At 71.4% G+C, this 17,503-nt stretch carries 15 protein-coding genes and 2 pseudogenes; 8 read left to right on the top strand and 9 right to left on the bottom strand.

Going from position 1 to position 17,503, the window contains the following annotated elements; all coding sequences use genetic code 11:
• Positions 1–66 precede the first annotated feature (66 nt).
• Positions 67–1,098, top strand: a complete 1,032-nt coding sequence (locus tag ACZ7OO_RS41560) for an SLAC1 family transporter (RefSeq protein ID WP_471512598.1) — start codon at positions 67–69, stop codon at positions 1,096–1,098.
• Between the two features lie 58 nt (positions 1,099–1,156).
• Here the strand turns inward: ACZ7OO_RS41560 and ACZ7OO_RS41555 are convergent, their stop codons facing one another.
• Together ACZ7OO_RS41555 and ACZ7OO_RS41550 are read right to left on the bottom strand one after the other, a co-directional pair.
• Complete coding sequence (locus ACZ7OO_RS41555) at positions 1,157–1,324, bottom strand: hypothetical protein (RefSeq protein WP_471512597.1); 168 nt, start codon at positions 1,322–1,324, stop codon at positions 1,157–1,159.
• 142 nt (positions 1,325–1,466) lie between these two features.
• Positions 1,467–1,943, bottom strand: a pseudogene (locus ACZ7OO_RS41550) (DUF3291 domain-containing protein); the annotation flags it as partial.
• 558 nt (positions 1,944–2,501) lie between these two features.
• Here ACZ7OO_RS41550 and ACZ7OO_RS41545 point away from each other — a divergent pair.
• From ACZ7OO_RS41545 to ACZ7OO_RS41530, 4 genes are all read left to right on the top strand, one after another.
• Positions 2,502–3,215 (top strand): SDR family NAD(P)-dependent oxidoreductase, encoded by a 714-nt coding sequence (locus ACZ7OO_RS41545; RefSeq protein WP_471512596.1) that lies wholly within the window; start codon positions 2,502–2,504, stop codon positions 3,213–3,215.
• Positions 3,216–4,010: 795 nt separating this feature from the next.
• Positions 4,011–4,970: an ADP-ribosylglycohydrolase family protein gene (locus ACZ7OO_RS41540; RefSeq protein ID WP_471512619.1), complete on the top strand. Its 960-nt coding sequence runs from the start codon at positions 4,011–4,013 to the stop codon at positions 4,968–4,970.
• Between the two features lie 96 nt (positions 4,971–5,066).
• A complete protein-coding gene (locus tag ACZ7OO_RS41535) occupies positions 5,067–6,545 on the top strand; it encodes a purine-cytosine permease family protein (protein WP_471512595.1) in 1,479 nt (492 codons plus the stop codon).
• Positions 6,542–7,528 (top strand): PfkB family carbohydrate kinase, encoded by a 987-nt coding sequence (locus tag ACZ7OO_RS41530; protein ID WP_471512594.1) that lies wholly within the window; start codon positions 6,542–6,544, stop codon positions 7,526–7,528. Before ACZ7OO_RS41535 ends, ACZ7OO_RS41530 begins: the two co-directional genes overlap by 4 nt.
• Positions 7,529–7,555: 27 nt before the next feature.
• On the opposite strand, the gene ACZ7OO_RS41525 is transcribed toward ACZ7OO_RS41530, so the two are convergent.
• Complete coding sequence (locus tag ACZ7OO_RS41525; RefSeq protein ID WP_471512593.1) at positions 7,556–8,773, bottom strand: hypothetical protein; 1,218 nt, start codon at positions 8,771–8,773, stop codon at positions 7,556–7,558.
• A 477-nt stretch (positions 8,774–9,250) separates the two neighbouring features.
• Here ACZ7OO_RS41525 and ACZ7OO_RS41520 point away from each other — a divergent pair, with 477 nt between their 5' ends.
• Positions 9,251–9,607, top strand: coding sequence for a peptidase inhibitor family I36 protein (locus ACZ7OO_RS41520; protein ID WP_471512592.1), 357 nt, complete (start codon positions 9,251–9,253; stop codon positions 9,605–9,607).
• 305 nt (positions 9,608–9,912) lie between these two features.
• On the opposite strand, the gene ACZ7OO_RS41515 is transcribed toward ACZ7OO_RS41520, so the two are convergent.
• The 4 genes and pseudogenes from ACZ7OO_RS41515 to ACZ7OO_RS41500 form a co-directional block, all read right to left on the bottom strand.
• Positions 9,913–10,149 carry a hypothetical protein gene (locus tag ACZ7OO_RS41515; RefSeq protein WP_471512591.1) on the bottom strand — a complete coding sequence of 79 codons (237 nt, stop codon included), beginning with the start codon at positions 10,147–10,149 and terminating at the stop codon, positions 9,913–9,915.
• A 261-nt stretch (positions 10,150–10,410) separates the two neighbouring features.
• Positions 10,411–11,304 carry an IS21 family transposase gene (istA, locus tag ACZ7OO_RS41510; RefSeq protein ID WP_471512590.1) on the bottom strand — a complete coding sequence of 298 codons (894 nt, stop codon included), beginning with the start codon at positions 11,302–11,304 and terminating at the stop codon, positions 10,411–10,413.
• 85 nt (positions 11,305–11,389) lie between these two features.
• Positions 11,390–11,518: pseudogene (locus tag ACZ7OO_RS41505) on the bottom strand (alcohol dehydrogenase catalytic domain-containing protein); the annotation flags it as partial.
• A gap of 165 nt (positions 11,519–11,683) precedes the next feature.
• The gene (locus ACZ7OO_RS41500; protein ID WP_471512589.1) at positions 11,684–12,472 is read right to left on the bottom strand and encodes an SDR family oxidoreductase; all 789 of its coding nucleotides are present in this window, start codon (positions 12,470–12,472) and stop codon (positions 11,684–11,686) included.
• A 190-nt stretch (positions 12,473–12,662) separates the two neighbouring features.
• Here ACZ7OO_RS41500 and ACZ7OO_RS41495 point away from each other — a divergent pair, with 190 nt between their 5' ends.
• A complete protein-coding gene (locus tag ACZ7OO_RS41495; protein WP_471512588.1) occupies positions 12,663–13,541 on the top strand; it encodes a helix-turn-helix transcriptional regulator in 879 nt (292 codons plus the stop codon).
• Between the two features lie 466 nt (positions 13,542–14,007).
• Here the strand turns inward: ACZ7OO_RS41495 and ACZ7OO_RS41490 are convergent, their stop codons facing one another.
• Positions 14,008–15,090 carry an aldo/keto reductase gene (locus ACZ7OO_RS41490; RefSeq protein WP_471512587.1) on the bottom strand — a complete coding sequence of 361 codons (1,083 nt, stop codon included), beginning with the start codon at positions 15,088–15,090 and terminating at the stop codon, positions 14,008–14,010.
• 335 nt (positions 15,091–15,425) lie between these two features.
• On the opposite strand from ACZ7OO_RS41490, the gene ACZ7OO_RS41485 reads away from it, so the two are divergent.
• Positions 15,426–16,238: an AraC family transcriptional regulator gene (locus tag ACZ7OO_RS41485; RefSeq protein ID WP_471512618.1), complete on the top strand. Its 813-nt coding sequence runs from the start codon at positions 15,426–15,428 to the stop codon at positions 16,236–16,238.
• Positions 16,239–16,797: 559 nt separating this feature from the next.
• On the opposite strand, the gene ACZ7OO_RS41480 is transcribed toward ACZ7OO_RS41485, so the two are convergent.
• Positions 16,798–17,007, bottom strand: coding sequence for a hypothetical protein (locus tag ACZ7OO_RS41480; protein ID WP_471512586.1), 210 nt, complete (start codon positions 17,005–17,007; stop codon positions 16,798–16,800).
• Positions 17,008–17,503: the final 496 nt, after the last annotated feature.

Below are 17,503 nucleotides of genomic sequence, written 5' to 3'. Positions count from 1 at the left end.
CCGCAGGCCGCACCTCTCGCGGCGTTCCGCCCCCCCTGCCCGGCACACACACCCAGGATTGTTCACATGACCGAGATCAGTCAGAGCACCCTCCCGGCGGCCGACGCCGTGGCGGAGCCTCCGGCCGCGGTCACCGCGGCTGATCCCGCCGCCGGTCACCCGGTCCGCGCGGCCCGCATCGGCCTTCTGTCCATATCCCTCGGCACCGCGGGACTGGGTGGCGCCTGGCAGGCGGCGGCGACCACGCACCCGGCCGCGCTGCCCGTCAGCGACGTCCTCTACACGCTGAGCGGTCTGGTGTGGGTGCTGCTGCTGGCGCAGTACCTGCGTCACGGCGGAGCCAGGTGGCACAACCTGCGCCACGACATCCGCCATCCGGGACAGGGTTTCGCCCTCGCCTACGTCCCGATCATCGGCATGCTGATCACGGGCCACTTCGCCCGCTTCGGGCTCGGAGGGGCCCGTTGGGTCTACGCCCTCTTCGCCGTCCTCGCCGCCCTGATCGCCGCCCGGCTGCTGGCCCACTGGCTCACCGGGGGGCTCACCACCGCCGTGCTGCACCCCGGCTACCTCCTGCCCGTGTCGTCCGCTCCATTCATCGCGGGCGCCGTTGCGGGGTCCCTGAAGCTGCACACCGTCAGCGAAGGGGCGTTCGCGATCGGACTGCTGTACTGGCTGGCCTTCGGCACGGTCATCCTGGGCAGTCTCGTCACCGCCGGACCGCTGCCCCGGCCGGCCCGCCCGGTCCTCACGGTGCTGACCATTCCCCCGGCGACCGGAGGCATCGCCTGGACCGCGCTGCACCGGGGAGCCGTCGACGGGGTCGCCCACGGGTTCGCCGGGATCCTCGCCTTCACCGTGCTGCTCGTGGTCTTCCTCCTGCCCCAGCTGCGCCAGCCGTCGTTCCACACGGGGCTGTGGGTCTACAGCTTCCCCGTCGCGGCGAGCACCAACTTCACAATCCGGCTGGTCATCGGGGCGCACACCTCGGTCGAGCCGACCCTCACCTGGCTGCTCCTGGCCGTGGCCACCGCGGCGTTCCTGCTGCTCAGCACGGCGACGGCGGTCAGCGGCCGCAAGGGCGCCCGGGAAGCTTAGCGGTCGGCTTCGTACGTCCTCCGGGGCTGACCGTGGAGTCTGGGTCGTGCCTGGTGCTTCAGATGCCGGTGCCGGTGAGGCAGAAGCCGCAGGGGCAGTCGAGGGCGTCGTCGGGGGTGCCGGTGAAGCCGCGGGTGGGCAGGACGGCGTCCTGGTACTCATCGGTGCTCGCGAGGCAGAGGGCGAAGCCGCAGGTACTGGCGGATCCGCCGTGGCGCAGACGCATCTGGCCGCCGTCATTCGGCCGAGGCGTCGGACAGCGAACCCCCGTCGTTCAGGCTTCCCTGTCAGCGCATCGGGTCGCTCTTCGGCGCGAGGCCTCTGATCCTGGTCGAATTCCCCTCCGGGGCGAACGAGTGGTGGAAGGTGAAGGCGTGCGGCGCACAGCCGTGGTCGTGGAGGTGTTCCAGCCTGGAAACCCCGTCCCGCCAGGTGGGTATCACGCCGTCGGAGACCCACCAGATCACGTGACTCGGGTGCCCTGTCCTCTCGAACCAGTCGTGACGCCTGTTCAGCCCCGCACGGTGCAGACCGGTGTGGACGGCGTCGAAGGCCGGGCGCAGGCCGGTCCAGAGTGACAGGGTCGCAGCCCAGGGCGGTGGTTTCCACTGTCCGGCCCTTGCCGTACCAGGTCGGTACGGCGAACTCTCCGCATGCGCCCCAGTCCGCCTCGAAGAGCATGCCCCGTCACCGTCTGCCGCTTCGGCACGAGCGAGGTACCCGGGGTGCCGGCTGATCTCCCGGTAGACGGCCTCACCGATGTCGTAGATCTCGCGCGTGAGAGGTGCAGGATCGGCTAGAGGTGACTTCAGGACGCCGAATGTGTACAGCGCAAGATGGGGCATGCGTCTCTCCCTGGTCGGGGGTGCCTGGGGTGGACCGGTTCGGTGGCTCCCGCATGGGGGCGCGGATCCGCGGTGCCTGACCAGCTCATCCCGTCATGGGTGTGGCTCAGCTTGCAGTAACTCCCACGCGACCGTGGGCGATCGCCGAAGACCCGGTGAAGGTAGCTGTCTCCGTGGCCCCTGTCGAAGTTGCGTTTCCCCTGTCCACGTGGCCTCTTGCACCGGTCTGGGCCAGGAACCCCGCGCAGACGCCGGCTCCGATCCTTCGACGACCGCCGCAACGCCACGGCACCGCCATCGCGGTGGGGGGCTCACCACCTCCGGCCCGGCCGACCTGCTGGCCAGGCTCGGCCGGCACGCCGCCGATCACCACGACAAGGACCTCCGTCGCACCGGCAGCGTGAACAACGCCCGCAGGATCTGCGGCGCCCGACCACCTGGCCGAGCGGCGGATCGCTTCCGTTTCCGCGCACTGGCCTATTGTCGACCGGTCGTCTATATTGGGGAGCAGTCGACGGCAACGCCGTGAACGGACCCCCACACCTCTGGAGTATCACCATGAGCACACCCGCACAGAAGGTCGCCATCGTCACCGGCGCGTCCCAGGGCATCGGCGCCGGCGTGGTCGACGCCTACCGCAAGCTGGGCTACGCCGTCGTGGCCACCTCCCGCGGGATCCAGCCCTCGCAGGACGCCGACGTCCTGACCGTGCAGGGCGACATCGCCGACCCGGCCACCGCCGAGCGCGTGGTGAGCGCCGCGATCGAGCGCTTCGGCCGCGTCGACAGCCTGGTCAACAACGCGGGCATCTTCGTGTCCAAGCCCTTCCACGAGTACACGCGGGCCGACTACGACGCGGTCACCGGCGTCAACCTCTCCGGCTTCTTCCGCATCACGCAGCTGGCCGTCGCGCAGATGCTCCGCCAGGGCGGCGGGCACGTCGTCCAGATCACCACTAGCCTGGTCGACCACGCCAGTTCGGAGCTGCCCTCGGTGCTGGCCTCCCTGACCAAGGGCGGCCTGCAGTCCGCGACCAAGGCCCTGGCCATCGAGTACGCCGGCCGCGGCATCCGCAGCAACGCCGTGGCCCTGGGCGTCATCAAGACGCCCATGCACCCGGAGGAGTACCACGAGACGCTGGGCGCGATGCACCCGGTGGGCCGGATGGGCGAGATCCAGGACGCCGCGGACGCGGTGGTCTACCTCGAGAACGCCCCCTTCGTGACCGGCGAGATCCTGCACGTCGACGGTGGCCAGAGCGCGGGTCACTGACGTACGTCACCTGGAGGACACCGCGACCGGCGGTGTCCTGGGCATACGTGTGCGCTCTGCGCGCCGGACGCGTGCGGGCAGGGCACGGGCCGCCGGTGCCGTGCCGGCCGGCGGCGGTGCACACATGGCTGCCGCGGTCCCGCTTCGTGGCCGTGGTCGGCCGCGCCGGAAACGCCCGGCCGCCCAGGCGCTAACCCGGCGCCCCCGGTCGGCGCCGCGGGCCGCGACCGGCACCGGGACCCGTCGATACGGGAAGGGGACGGCGGTCACCGGCGACGTCACCTCGAGGCACGCGTCGAGCCAGCCAGAGTACCCGGTCGCCGCGCCCGGACCGGACCCGGGCACCGCCTGCTGCCGGGCACCCGTCCGCGCGTCACCCCACCCCGTCACCGCCGGGCTGCGCGCGGCAGGTCGTTGCGCACGCGCCCGGTTACGCCCCGCCGCACTTCGCGCAACGGGCCGGAAGGCGTCGTACGGGTGCTCGCCGGGCGCCGGAGGCAGCCACCGGTCACGGGCCGCGCGCGCGAACACCCCTGTGAGGCCTGAAGGGTCGGCGGCGCCGGGGCGCGCCGGAGGCTGGGCCTAGCACGTGGAAGAACCTTGGTCGTGGCCGTCCGCCGCCCGCCGGGAGAGGCTTGCCGTGCAGTCCGTCGCCCTGCCGGCCCGGCCGGTACCGATGACACCAGCAGTCCGCACGTCTCCTGGGCCCTCCCCGCTCCGAAGACCATGCAATCCCCGGCCGGGAGGCCACCTGTGACGCACCTGTCCCCGCGGCTCGACCGTGCGCTCGGCGCCATGTACGGCCTTGCCCTCGGCGACGCCCTGGGCATGCCCACCCAGTCCATGTCCCGGCAGGACGTGGCCCGGGTCTACGGACCGCTGACGGGGTTCGTGGCGGCGGATCCCGCCAACCCCGTCAGCGCTGGGATGCCGGCCGGTTCCGTGACCGACGACACGGACCAGGCCGTCATCCTCGGACGTCTCCTGGTCGAAGGGGGCGGCAGGCTCGACCCACGGCGCCTGGCGGAGGAACTGGCCGCATGGGAGCGGGCCATGCGGGCGAAGGGGTCCCTGGATCTGCTCGGCCCCTCCACCAGGGCCGCGCTGCGGGCACTGGCCCGCGGTGTCCCGCCGGAGGAGAGCGGGCGGTACGGGACCACGAACGGGGCGGCGATGCGCGTCGCCCCGATCGGCATCGCCTTCCGCACCCAGCGGCTCGACGCCTTCCTGGACCGCGTCGTGGAATCGTGCCAGGTCACACACGGCACGAGCGTCGGCATAGCGGCGGCAGCGGCGGTGGCGGCCGCCGTCAGCACCGGTGTCGACGGCGGTGACACCGACGACGCCATCGCGGCCGCCGTGGCCGCGGCCCGCGCGGGAGCGTCACGGGGACGCTGGGTGGCCGGCGCCGACATCGCCGCCCGCATCGAATGGGCCTGCGCGCTCGTCACCCGACGCCCGCGCGCCGAGGCGCTCGACCGGATAAATTCGCTGGTCGGCACCAGTGTGCAGAGCCAGGAGTCCATCCCCGCGGCGTTCGCCGTCCTCGCCCTGGACCGGGGCGATCCCTGGAGATCCGCGCTGACCGCCGCGCAGCTCGGCGGGGACAGCGACACCATCGGTGCCGTCACCGGCGCCGTCGCCGGAGCCGCGCACGGGCTGTCCGCGCTCCCCGAGGAGGCCGTGCGGACGGTGCGCGCCGTCAACGCCCTCGATCTGCACCCCCTGACCAGCCGCCTGCTCAGCCTGCGCTGACGGCGGCCACCCAGGCCCCGGTGCCGCCGTGCCCGACGGACGGCGACGAGGGGCCCGGCGTCAAGCACCCGCAAGCAACACGCAAGGAGGACCGGCGTGGTCGCCTCGACTACGAGTGAGCGAGCCGGGACCGTCGAGACCCGGGGCATCGAACCCGTACCGGACGAGGAACGGCACGGCGGACCCGGCCAGATGTTCTGGACGTGGTTCGCCGCCAACATCAGCATTCTCGGACTGCCCCTCGGTGCGGCGCTGGTGGCTTTCCGCGGCCTGAACACATGGCAGTCCGTCCTGGTCGCCGTGATCGGATCGGTCGGCTCGTTCGCCCTCGTCGGCGTGCTGAGCATCGCCGGGAAGGACGGCGGCGCTCCCGCCCTGACGCTGTCCCGAGCGGTGTTCGGGCAGCGGGGCAACGCCGGCCCGACGCTGATCACCTGGCTCAGCCGCGTGGGGTGGGAGACGATCACGACGACCACCGCCGCCTACGCGCTGCTGGCCCTGCTCCACCACCTCTTCGGCCTGCGCCGTACCGGCCCGCTCACCCTGCTGTGTCTGGTGGCGTTCATCGCGTGCACCCTTCTCATCGCCGGCCTCGGCCACGCCACCATCATGTGGATCAACAAGTGGGCCACTGCCGCCTTCGGCGTCCTGAACCTCGTCGTCATCGGCTTCCTCATCGGCTCCGTCGACTGGTCGCAGGTCGCGCACGCCAAGGCCGGGCCGCTCAGCGCAATCATCGCCGGAATCGGGTTCATCGCGTCCGGCACGGGGATCGGCTGGGCCAACGCCGGTGCCGACTACGCCCGCTACCTGCCCCGCCCGACTCCGGGCAGGCGCCTGGTCACGGCCTCGGCCGCCGGCGCGGGCATCCCTCTCGTCCTGCTCGTCTCCCTCGGCTCCCTGCTGTCCGCGGGCGACCCCGCGCTCGCCCGGAACGCGGATCCCGTCTCGGCCCTGAACGGGCTGCTGCCGTCTTGGATGGCCGTCCCGTACCTGATCGCCTCGTTCGGCGGGCTGCTGATGTCCAACCACCTGTCGACGTACTCGGCCGGCCTGACCATGATCACCCTAGGCCTGCGCGTGCCGCGGCCGCTCGCCGTGGGTCTCGACGTCGCCTGCATGTTCCTGGGCGGTGTCTACCTCACTCTGGTCGCCCACGACTTCTACGGCCCCTTCACCACCTTCCTCACCCTGCTGGCGGTGCCCATCTCGGCCTGGATCGGGGTGGTCCTCGTCGACTCGGCGCACCGGCGGGACTACGACGCCGAGGCCCTCATGGACCGCACCAGCAGCAGCGCCTACTGGTACACGGCGGGTTTCGCGCTTCCGGCCGTCGCGGCCTGGACGGCCGCCATCGTCGTCGGACTGCTGTTCACCGAGGCCGCCGCCAGTGCCGACGACGTGTGGTTCGCCGGTCCTCTCGCGCACACCTGGGCGGGCACGAACGGACTGGGATGGGCCATCTCCATGGGGTGTGCGGCACTGGTGCACCGCCTGCTGTCCCGGCGCCGGCCCCACGGGCGGCCCGCCCGCTCCGCCGTGACCGCCTCCCCTGCGCGGCGAAGTCGCCGGTGAACGCCCGTCTCGTGCTGGTCGGCAACGTGATCGCCGATCTGGTCGTCGACGTCCCCCGGCTCCCCGAACGCGGTGGCGACGTCCTCGCCTCGCGCAGCGAACTCACCGCGGGCGGCGGATTCAACACGCTGGCGGCCGCGCGGCGGCTGGGCGCCGGCGCCCTCTACGCGGGGCTGCTCGGCTCCGGCCCGCACGGCGACCTCGTCCGCGCGGCTCTGGACCGGGAGGGCATCGCCACGCTGCTGCCACCGCGCACCGACGAGGACACCGGTTTCACCATCGCCCTGGTCGACGGCCAGGAGCGTACGTTCGTCACCACCTTCGGCGCCGAACGGAAGCTGACCCGCTCGGACGTCGTCCGCGTCGAGGAGTCCCTGCGTCCGGGGGACGTGGTGCACCTCTCCGGCTACCTGCTCGCCCTGCCCGCGGTCGGGCCGCTGCTCGCGGACCTCGCCGCCCGGCTGCCGGCCGGCGTCACCCTGGCGTTCGACCCCGGTCCACTGGTCGCCGACATTCCCGCCGACGTCATCGGTCCCGTCCTCGCGCACACCGACTGGCTCAGCTGCAACGCCCGGGAGGCCCGCATCTTGTGCGGCACCGGCCCGGCGTCCGCGGCAGCCGTCCTCCGAGGACGCGTCCGCCCCGCCGGAGGGGTCGTCGTACGCGCGGACGAGCACGGGTGCTGGCTGGCCGCGCCCGGCGCGGCTCCCGTGCACGTGCCGGCCTTCCCGGTGCCGGTGGTGGACGGCAACGGCGCCGGCGACGCGCACACCGGGGCCTTCCTCGCCTTCCTCGGCCAAGGGCACGCCCCGTCGACGGCGGCCCGCGCGGCCAACGCCGCCGCCGCCCTCGCGGTCACCCGGCACGGTCCGGGCACCGCCCCCAACCGCACCGAACTGCTCGCTTTCCTCGGGTCCGATCCGCTCGCCGACGCACTGCGCCCGACTCGCAGCGGTCACTCTTCGCGAGCGGCTTCCGCGTGAGCAGGACCGGCGGTTCGCGCGGGGGCGTCACTGCCCGACGGCCCGGCGCCAGGCGGGATCGAGGGCGATCCGGGTGAGTTCCCCGGTGGTCAAAGGGGGCTCCTTCCGGGTGGCGGCCAGCTGGTAGGCCGGTGCGTTGACGGCGTAGAGCACGACGCGCAGGCCGTCCTCGCTCAGGGTGTCGGCGGTCCACTCGACGGCGTTCGGACCGCCGTGCGGAGCCGGCTCCCTGCGGCCGACGACACGTGTGCCGTCGGCCAGGGTGCGTGCCTTCTCGAACAGCGCCGTCATGGCCGGATCGCCGGGCTTCCACCGCTGGACGTTGGCGGCGACGAGGCCCTGCCCGTCGCCGTCGTCCACCACGACGTGCCCGAAGCCTTCCGACCCGCCGGGCCGGGTGGCACGCAGCCTGGCCGGCAGCAGGCGCCCGATGATCCGGCCGATGCGCAGGCCGGACAGCTCGGCGTCCGACCGCGGTGACCGCAGCCCGGCAGGCGGCGCCGGGACGGCGGCGAACACCGGGCGCCATAGGGGCGAGGTGGCGATCGCGGCCAGTTGACCTGTCGTCAGAGACAGTGCGCCGGACGCGGACGCGGAGCCGGGGTGGCCCACGCCTGCACCGGCCGGGCCGCCGGACTCGGACACGACGACCTGCCTGCCGTCCTTGTAGGTCAGCAGTACGGTGAGGAGCGGTGGGCCGGAAGGCTTTTTCTCGTCCTGCGGCGACCGGTCCTCGACGAGGCGGGTGCCACCGGGCAGCGTGACCGCCGAGCACCGGCTGTAGGGGTGATACGCCGTGTCGGGGCACTGCGTGAACATCGCGGGTACGGGCACGGGATTGCGGCCGACGGTCACCTCGACTCGAGCCGCCCGCCCGTCTGCGGTGAGGACCACCCGCGCCGACGGCAGCCGGCCTCGCCCGCCGCCGGTCCCCTGTCCCTGCCGAGCCGACACGTCTCCTCGCGGCAGCAGGCTCGTCAGGAGCCGCACCATCCGCTCGTCCGAGACGGCACGGGGCGCGGCCGCCCGAGACGGGCCCGGCTCGTGCCAGGGGCCGCAGCCGGCCAGCGCGAGCACACCAACCGCGGCCGGCGCCACCGGCCAGCGCGCGAAACCGAATCCGGAGCGGCGGCCGCGGGTGCCGCGTCGCGACGGCCTGAGCCAGCCACGGCCGGCCGCCTCGGCCGTGGGGGCGCCGGCCGGCAGCGCGGACGAACGGTGTGGACGAAGGGGAGCGGTCGGCATGGAGTGTCACCGTGTCTCGGTCGTCGGGGAGCTGGGCGGCCAGTGACAGGCAGCACGGCCCGGCATCCCGCCGCCGGCCCCGGGCCACGTCCGATGCGGGTGACGCCGCCCGGCGGCCCGCCGGCCGGTGACGGTGCAGACCCGGCCGAGCGACAGCAAGCCAGCCCCCGCGAGGCCACTTGACGACGCGATGATACTGCCGACCCTCACCCCGCTCACGGCCAGCGGGCGCATCACTGATGGACGACCAAGGTACTTGACCAAACAATGAGTTGGGTGATCTACTCTGGCCGCAACCACCGCACATCCGGCCCGATCGCCTGGGACGGGTGCAGCCTCGCACGTGACGGCACAGCGCCCCTGATCGCATCGCCGCACGTCCAGGACGGCACCGGTCAGAGTCATACGCCTGCCCGTCCGGCGGGCGACGGGGGCATGTGGCCGGCGTGTCTCTTCCTTCGTGACAAGGGGTTCTCCATGGGCGCACGCGCAAGGCGTTCGGCGATCGCAACAGGTCTGCTGGCAGCCGCTCTCATCGTCGCTCCGGGCGCCTCGGCGCACGCCGCGGCGCAGAGCGACACTCTGAATCTCTACCAGGACTTCAACTACGGCGGTTCGTACCTGTCCTACAGCCTCTATTCCCCCGGAGACGCCACGATGCCATCGGGCTGGAACGACGTCATCTCGTCGGTGCAGAACTATTCCGGGCGCACCTGGTGCCTGTTCACCGACAAGAATTTCGGTGGCACGAAGGGCGTCTTCCAGAACAACTACAGCTGGCCGACGCTGAGTTACCCCTTCCAGGACTCGATCAGCTCGGTGGACTACTGCTGACGGGCCCGCGACGCGCCCAAGAGCCGGCCGCGGGCATCTGGACCGAGCTGCGGCCTCCCGTGGGCGGTTCGTTCCCGCACTGGGCCAGGTCTCGCGACCGTCGTCGTCGCCGTGGGTCCACGCCGGTGCCCTGACGCCCGGCGCTTCCCGTGGCTACTCGGCTGAGCCGCGTGACCGCCCTGCAGACAGGCCCTTGACGGGACGCGCCCGGTCCGCCGGCGCCGGGCGCGTCCGCCATTCCGCCGCGCGTGCCGTCCGGCTGTCCGCTGTCGAGCGAAGGCGTGTGCGCCTCCGCCGGGTTCAGGTCACCCGGACGAGACGCTCACCGTGTCCGGCTGGTGGGCCACGGCGTCTGCTTCTATCGGTTCGGCCGTGCCGGCCGACGGCACGCCGGTGGCCGACGCACCGCTGCTCGTGAGCACGGCGAAGACCATGTCGGCGATGCCGCCTTGACCGTCGTCCGGCGGCTGCCCGCCTACGCCGGTACCCGTACCGTCGTCGCGGCCCTCCCCGGTGCGCGTCCCCTGGTTCCGGCCGAACACCCTCTCTGTCCCGCCCGGAACAGGGCCGGTCCGCGGGGGATGCGTGTTACGGGCTGCCCCGCGATTGATTTTGAGAAGTGCCGGCCTGGGGGTTCGGCTGGTGGGTGATTCAGCAGCTGGGCCAATGGGTCGGCAGCTGTGGCGCCGGACAGGTCGGTGCCACCCCAGGCGGACCTGGCGACCAGGGGTCCAAGCCCGTACGAGCCACGCATCGGGCCGACCGGTTGCCCGGAACAGCCTGCATCTTCCCCGATCTTCTAGCTAGTCTAGGTATGGAGTGGGCGGAAGCGGTTTGAGGGCCGCGTGGTCGCGGGCGGCCCGGATGCCGATGACTTCCCGGTGCGTCTTGTGGATCTGGTCCCGCCGCCTGGGCACCCAGGCGGCGAACGCGGCGTCCATCTCCTCCAGCGAGGAGAACGCCCGCCCGGACAGCACATGGTCGCGGACGATGAGGACCTGTCGCTCGACGCGGCCCTTGCCGGTAGGCCGGTAGGCAGCCAGGACGTCGATGTCGAAGTCGTAATGCCCGGCGAAGCCGACCGCTTCGGGGTGCAGCGGGACTGCCTCGCCCGGGGCGACATGCCGACGCACGACGGTCTTGGTGCGGTCGTAGACGATCGTCATCGGCACCCCGCTGAAGTGCGCGAACGCCCGCCGGTGGCAGTCGAAGAAGGTCTGCAGATCCTGGCCGGTGGTGAAGCAGCAGAACGGATCGCGCGAGTACGACAGCACCATGTGGAACGAGTAGACCTTGGGGATGCCCATGTGGGCGAGGATGTTGCCCTCGTCGCCCCAGTCGACCTGGGCCTGAGCTCCCGGGACGACCTCGAAGCGGCGGTGCAGCCCTGCCAACTCCTTGGGAGTGATGCCGAGTTCCTCGGCGATCCTCGGGCGGGCTTGTTGAACGTATAGCTTGACGCGCTGGTAGTTGCCGGTGAATCCGTACTCCGCGGCCAGCCGCTCGTGGATCACCGATGCCCTCATCAGGATCTCGGCCCGCAGCATCGCGTCGACCAGCGGCGTGAACTCGTCGATCTTCCTGGGCACCAACTGGCCATTGGCCGAGCGACGCGGCGGAGTCGCCGGACCCGCGAGGTACATGCGGACCGTCTTGCGGTCCAGCCCTGTCTCCCGGGCGATCTCCGACAAGCTCATCGCCCCGGACTCCAACAAGCCCCGAAACCGGCGTAGTTCCGACCAGCGACGCGGATCCAAGACCACCGCCGACCACCCCCTGCCGCCGCGAGCCGGTGTCCTCGGCGATGCCGATGAACTCGTGTCCCATCCGGGCGGGACCGTCCCCGGGCTTCATCGAGGCGTACGGCCACAGATCGGTGCCGCAGACACAGGATGCGGTGATCCGGACCAGGGCGTCGGTGGGTTACTTGATGACGGAGTCGGGGACGTTCTCGGGACGGACGTCGGCAGCGCCGTACCTGAGGACCGCGCGCGCCGGCGTTGCGCCATTTCGATGGCGTACCCGCCGCACAACCGGCCTGGCCCGGCGCTTTTCCCGGGCCAGGCCGGTCTGGCGTCAGCTGGGCTGTGCGGTCGGCATGATGAAGACCTGCGGGAGGTTGACGCGCAGCGGCAGGGAGGCGATGAAGCCGACCGTGCGTGCGATGTCCTCCGAGCGGAGCCAGTCGATGGTCTCCTTCGACCCCTCCAGCCACGCGCTGGCGCCCTCGTCGGTGACATGGGACTGCAGCTCCGTGCCCACGATGCCGGGCTCGATCGCGGAGACCCGCACCTTCTTCGGGCCCAGCTCGACGCGGAGGTGCTTGGACAGGTGCGAGACGAACGCCTTGGTGCCGGCGTAGACGGCGAAGGTCGGGTAGAGGTTCTGCGCGGCGCTCGACGAGGTGTTGATCAGGTCGGCGACACCGCGTTCGGCGGCGGCCCGCACGAGCTGCGGGGTGAAGGCGCCGATGACGTTCATCAGGCCGGAGATGTTCAGGTCGATCTGGCGCTGCCACTGGTCGGCGCGCAGTTCCTCGATGGGCGCGGGCAGCATGACGCCGGCGTTGTTGAAGAGCAGGTCCGCGCCGCCCAGCTCCGCCTCCACGCGGTCGGCCGCGGCCTGCACAGCGGCGGCGTCGGTGACGTCGACGGCGATCGCCACCGCGGTGCCGCCGTTCTTGACGATGCGCGTGACGAGGTCGTCCAGCCGGTCCGCGCGCCGCGCCAGCACAGCGACCTTCGCGCCCAGCGCCGCCAGGTGCTCGGCCGACGCCTCGCCGATACCGCTGGACGCGCCGGTGACAACAGCCACCCGGCCGTGAAGGGACTCGGTGGCGGCCGTGGCAGAGGTCTCGGTGGTCATGGAATAACACCTTCCGGAAGATCAGTGGGTTTCGAAGCGGGGCGCCTCCGACGTCCGCGGCGGCTCCTTGGCTTCAAGCTGACCACCGCGGGAGGGGACCGGACCGCCCGGAGATGGCCCTGGTCAGACAGGTACTGTCAGTACCACCCAGCAGGAGGCGGGCACTGTGCGGCCGGTCCAGACTGGATGTATGGACCGCAGCCGCGAGATCGCCGACTTCCTGCGCACCCGCCGAGCGCGGATCACCCCCGAGTCGGCGGGGCTGCCCGCCGACGGACGCCCCCGCCGCGTCCCCGGCCTGCGCCGCGAGGAGGCCGCCCGCCTCGCGGGCGTGAGCACCGAGTACTACACCCGCCTGGAACAGGGCAGGGCCTCACACCCCTCACCCGAAGTGGTCGCCGCCCTCGCCCGCGCCCTGCGCCTGGACGCCATCGAGCACGAACACCTCACCGACCTCCTCGCCCGGCCCGGCGCACGGCGCGCCCCGGTCAACCCCCAGCGGGTCCGCCAGGGCCTGCACCTCATGCTGCAGACCCTCGACCACGTGCCCGCCTACATCCTCGGCCGCCGCACCGACGTCCTGGCCTCCAACCGCCTCGCCCGCAACGTCCTGACCGACTTCGACGCACTGCCCGCCCCCCGGCGCAACCTCGCCCGCTACTACCTGCTCGACCCCCAGGCCCGCGAACGCACCCGCGACTGGGAGCAGGTCGCGTGCGAGACCGTCGCCATGCTCCGCCTGGAGGCGGGACGCTGCCCTGGAGACCGCCGCCTAGCCGACCTGATCGGCGAACTGACGCTCAACTCTCCGGAGTTCAGCACCTGGTGGAACAACCACCACGTGCTGCGCCACACCCACGGGGCTGTGCACTACCGGCACCCGCTCGTCGGCGACCTGGATTTCTCGTACGAGTCCATGCAATTGCCCGGCGACGACAACCAGACGCTGTGTGTCTACATGCCCGAGCCGGACTCCGCCACAGCCGAATCCCTGCGCATCCTCAGCAGCTGGAACGCACCTGCCACTGGCACCGCACCGGACCCCCGCGTGTCGGGTCCCGGGAGCTGAGGAGCCCCGGGTCCTCAGCCAGGACGACTCCTGAGCGACGTCAGGACCCGAGTGGTCCCCGGCAGGCCCGCGCCGCAAGCCGTACGTCGGATCCCCGTCGCGCCGCCCTCGGCGCCTGCCGTCTCCGACGGGCTCCCGGAGGCGCCGGTGCCGCCGAGGACCAGCCAGCCGGTGGCCCCGACGGTACCGGAGGGCGTCGCGGGGGCGTTCGTCGGCCGCGCCGCCGCCGCGGACGGCAAGAGCCTCAAGCAGTACCTGCACGATCTCGGAGTGTGCGAGATGCACCCTTGAGGCAGGACCGCGAGTTCGAGCGCGCCATCGCCGAGGATGCCCGCGTGTCCGACTTCCTCGGCGAGGCGCGGCTTTGTGCGACCGTCCCAGGTACGCACCTGAACGGTCACCGAAATCTCCCAGCACTGCGTCGGGTTCGGGCGAGCCCGCGTGGTGGGGCAGGTCGAACCGGTGGTCAGTAACGGGCGCTGTGGGCCCGCAGCAGCGGGGACACCGCCGACGCGGTCCCGTCCACGGTGGCTCCCGCGAACTGCAGCATCCGCGCCAGCGTCCTGTTGTTGTCGGCCGGGAAGTTCAGCGCGGGAGCGGACACGTCGTCGAGGGCGGCACGCTGGGTCTCGGTGAGGATGATGCCCAGGGCACGGAGGTTCGCCTCGAACTGGTCCAGGCGGCGTGCGCCAATCAGTGTGGAGGTGATGCCGGAACGGCCCTGCACCCAGGCCAGGGCCACTTCAGCGGGGCTGGCGCCCACGTCGCCTGCGACGGCGTTGAGCGCGTCGATCACGACGTAGTCGGCCTCGCCGGGGGTGCCGACCAACTGCGTGCGAGCGGTGTCCACGGGGCCGGTCGCGGCGCTGGAGTACTTGCCGGACAGGAATCCGCTCTTCAGGGGCCCCCACGCCAGCACGCCCATGCCCATGGCCTCGGCCATGGGGATCAGCTCGCCTTCCGAGGTCCGCTCGAGCAGGGAGTACTCCAGCTGCAACGCGGTGATCGGTGCCCAGCCCCGGAAGCGGGCGATGGTGGCCGCCTCGGCCGTCGCCCACGCGGGGATGTCGGAGAACCCGATGTAGCGGACCTTGCCGGAGCCGACCAGGTCGTCGAGTGCGCGGAGGGTCTCCTCGATGGGCGTGGCGGGGTCGAAGTTGTGGAGCCAGTAGATGTCGACGTAGTCGGTCCGAAGGCGCCGCAAGGAGTTCTCCAGCTGTTGCACGATCGCCTTACGGCCGGCTCCGCCGCCATTGGGATCGTTCTCGTACAGGTTGCCGAAGAACTTCGTGCCGAGCACCACCCGGTCACGAAGTGCGTGCTGGCCGGCGAAGTAGTCGCCGACGATCTTCTCCGCATGGCCGTTGGTGTAGATGTTGGCCGTGTCGATCGAGTTGCCGCCCCTGTCCAGATAGGCGGCGATGATGTCGCTGGCCTCTTCCGGGCCGCAGCCCCAGCCGTGATCCTCGCCGAACGTCATCGTTCCCAGCGTGAACGGGCTCACCCGCAGTCCCGAGCGGCCGAGTGTGACGAAGGAATCGAGTGCCATCCTTGAGCTCCAAGTCGATGGGGGTGTGGTGCGGAGCGAAAACGGCGGACCCGCACACCGTGTATCCGTCGGGCAACCGGGCCTCGCGATGCGCTCGCCTGAGCGACGAGACGGCACGGATGCCGTTTCCCGCGTCCCTCCATTGGAGACCGAAGCCACGACATCGCCTAGAACAAAAGGCGCGCAGCATTGCACGATCCACTCAACTTTGCGGGGATTGTGTTGCCGCGTGAAGGTACCCGTGGTGCACTTGTGGGGTGGATCACCTGGAAGAACTGCGTCACCGGATCGCGCGACTGGCCACGGGCGGCCCACGGCCCTCGGAGATCGAGGGGATGTCGGTGTTTTCGACTGAGCGCGCGACCGAACCGCTGGGTACGGTCGCCCAGCCGACGCTCGCCCTGGTCGTGCAGGGGTCGAAGCGCTCCATCCTCTGCGAGCGCATCCTCGACTACCGAGCGGGCCAGTTCCTCGTGGTAACCGTCGATCTCCCCCTGACCTCGCAGATCACTCGCGCCACGCCCGAAGAGCCGTTCCTCGGGTTTGCGCTTCCGCTGAGTTCCGCGACCATCGCGCACCTGCTGCTGGAGGCCGGCCCCGCCGCCGGTCGCTCTTACGACGGTCCGGCCATCGCGACCAGCGACGCCGACGACAGGCTGCTCGACGCCGTCGTACGGCTGCTGCGTCTGTTGGACGAGCCACGTGACGTCCCGGTCCTGGCACCCGGCGTGCGCCGCGAGATCCACTGGCGCCTGCTGAACGGACCCCAGGGGGACCTGGTCAGGCAGATCGGCCTGGCCGACAGCCGTACGGCCCTCGTCGCCAGGGCGATCGCGTGGATCAAGACCTACTACGCCGAGGTGATCCGGATCGACGAAATCGCCGAGGACGTCGGCGTGAGCGTCTCCTCGCTCAACCGGCACTTCCGTGCGGTGACCTCCATGAGTCCGCTGCAGTACCAGAAGCAACTGCGGCTGCAGAAGGCACGCCTGCGCCTCCTCGCGGCACCGCATGACGTGGCCGCGATCGGGTACGCCGTCGGGTACGACAGCCCCTCGCAGTTCAGCCGCGAGTACCGGCGCATGTTCGGAGCTCCGCCGGGCCAGGACGCGAAACGCCTCCAGACCGCCACGGTGGTCCAGGAGTAGACGGCGTTCCGGGGAAAGCAGTGTCAGGTGGGTGCTGAGCCGAGATGCGGCGCCACCTGCCACTGGTACCGCCTGCCCGACGGCAGCCCCGGCTCGACCCCGATCGGTACTGGGTCACGCTGGTCACAGCGCCAGCTCTGGCCGAACAGGTGCGGCCGGGATGAGTGTGGAGGGGCCTCTTGCCGGCCGCGCGTCTGCGCGACCGCCATACCGGCCCCTCCGTTGAGGCGGTCACTCCGCCCTGCTGGCTGCGGCTTGGGCGAAGGTGGACAACGGTCGAGACGCTCCTGCCACTCGAAGAGCACGGCCGGGTGCTGCTCAAGCCCCGTGCGGGCTTTGGTTCCACGGGCGTCCATGTCGTGCCGTCAGCGCCGGAGTTGCGCGACTTTCGACGCCAACCCCGCGGTCGACTTGAGCCACTGCCGGGCCGAGCAGTTCATCGACGGATGTCCACGCCGTCTTTCACCAGGGGCAAGCCATGCTCCTCCGTCGCTCTCGACGATCCCGGACTGGTGGGGAGGTGTGTCCAGTTCAACGTGGGTCACCAAGGCCTTTGGGGTCACGGACAGCGTGCCTCCATCTCGAGGTCATCTTGTCGGCGGACGGGCGGCCCGTGTTCAGCAAAGTAGCGTGCAGAGCCGGCGGAGGCGGCATCGGCGCGGCGGTCCGGTCCGTCACGGGAGTGAACCTTCACGAAGCCATCGCCGAGCGTGCGCCTGGCCTGCTGCGTGTCCTGCGCAAAACCGGCACCAATCACGTCCTGCTCCACGGCACGCCGGTGCTGCCCAACCGTGCGCACGACCTCAACACGGCCCGCAGCCACCGGATCCGTCGGACCCGCTCACTTGCCAGGGCCCGGTACGTCACTCCTCCCCCGCTGTCGCGCCGGTGCGCGAGGCGAACCGCTGCGGGGCGGCTGGGACATGTGCCGGCGTCGTCGCCCCAGCGTCGACACGCCCGGCCACGCACACGTCGCCAGTCGCACGGGGACGTCTTCGCCGTGGAGGACTCCGCTCGGCAACCGGTCCCACCGATCCACTCCGGACGGAGTCCGGGCTTGTTATCCGGAGCCGGTTCCACTTATATTGGCTAACCGGAACCGGTTCCGGTCGCTATCGGGCCTGCCCTGCGGCTGTGCCCATTCGGACGCACCTCAGCCGCGGCTTCCGCACGACCCGTCGGCCGCCGAGGCCGTGGGCAGGACACATGGAGGAATGACAATGACAGGTCGACTGCAGGGCACGGTGGCGCTGGTGACCGGCGCG

The sequence above is a fragment of the Streptomyces sp. NPDC111744 genome (assembly GCF_055634995.1).
The sequence above is the reverse complement of the archived record's forward strand: the minus strand, read 5'-3'. Positions and strand labels throughout refer to the sequence as shown.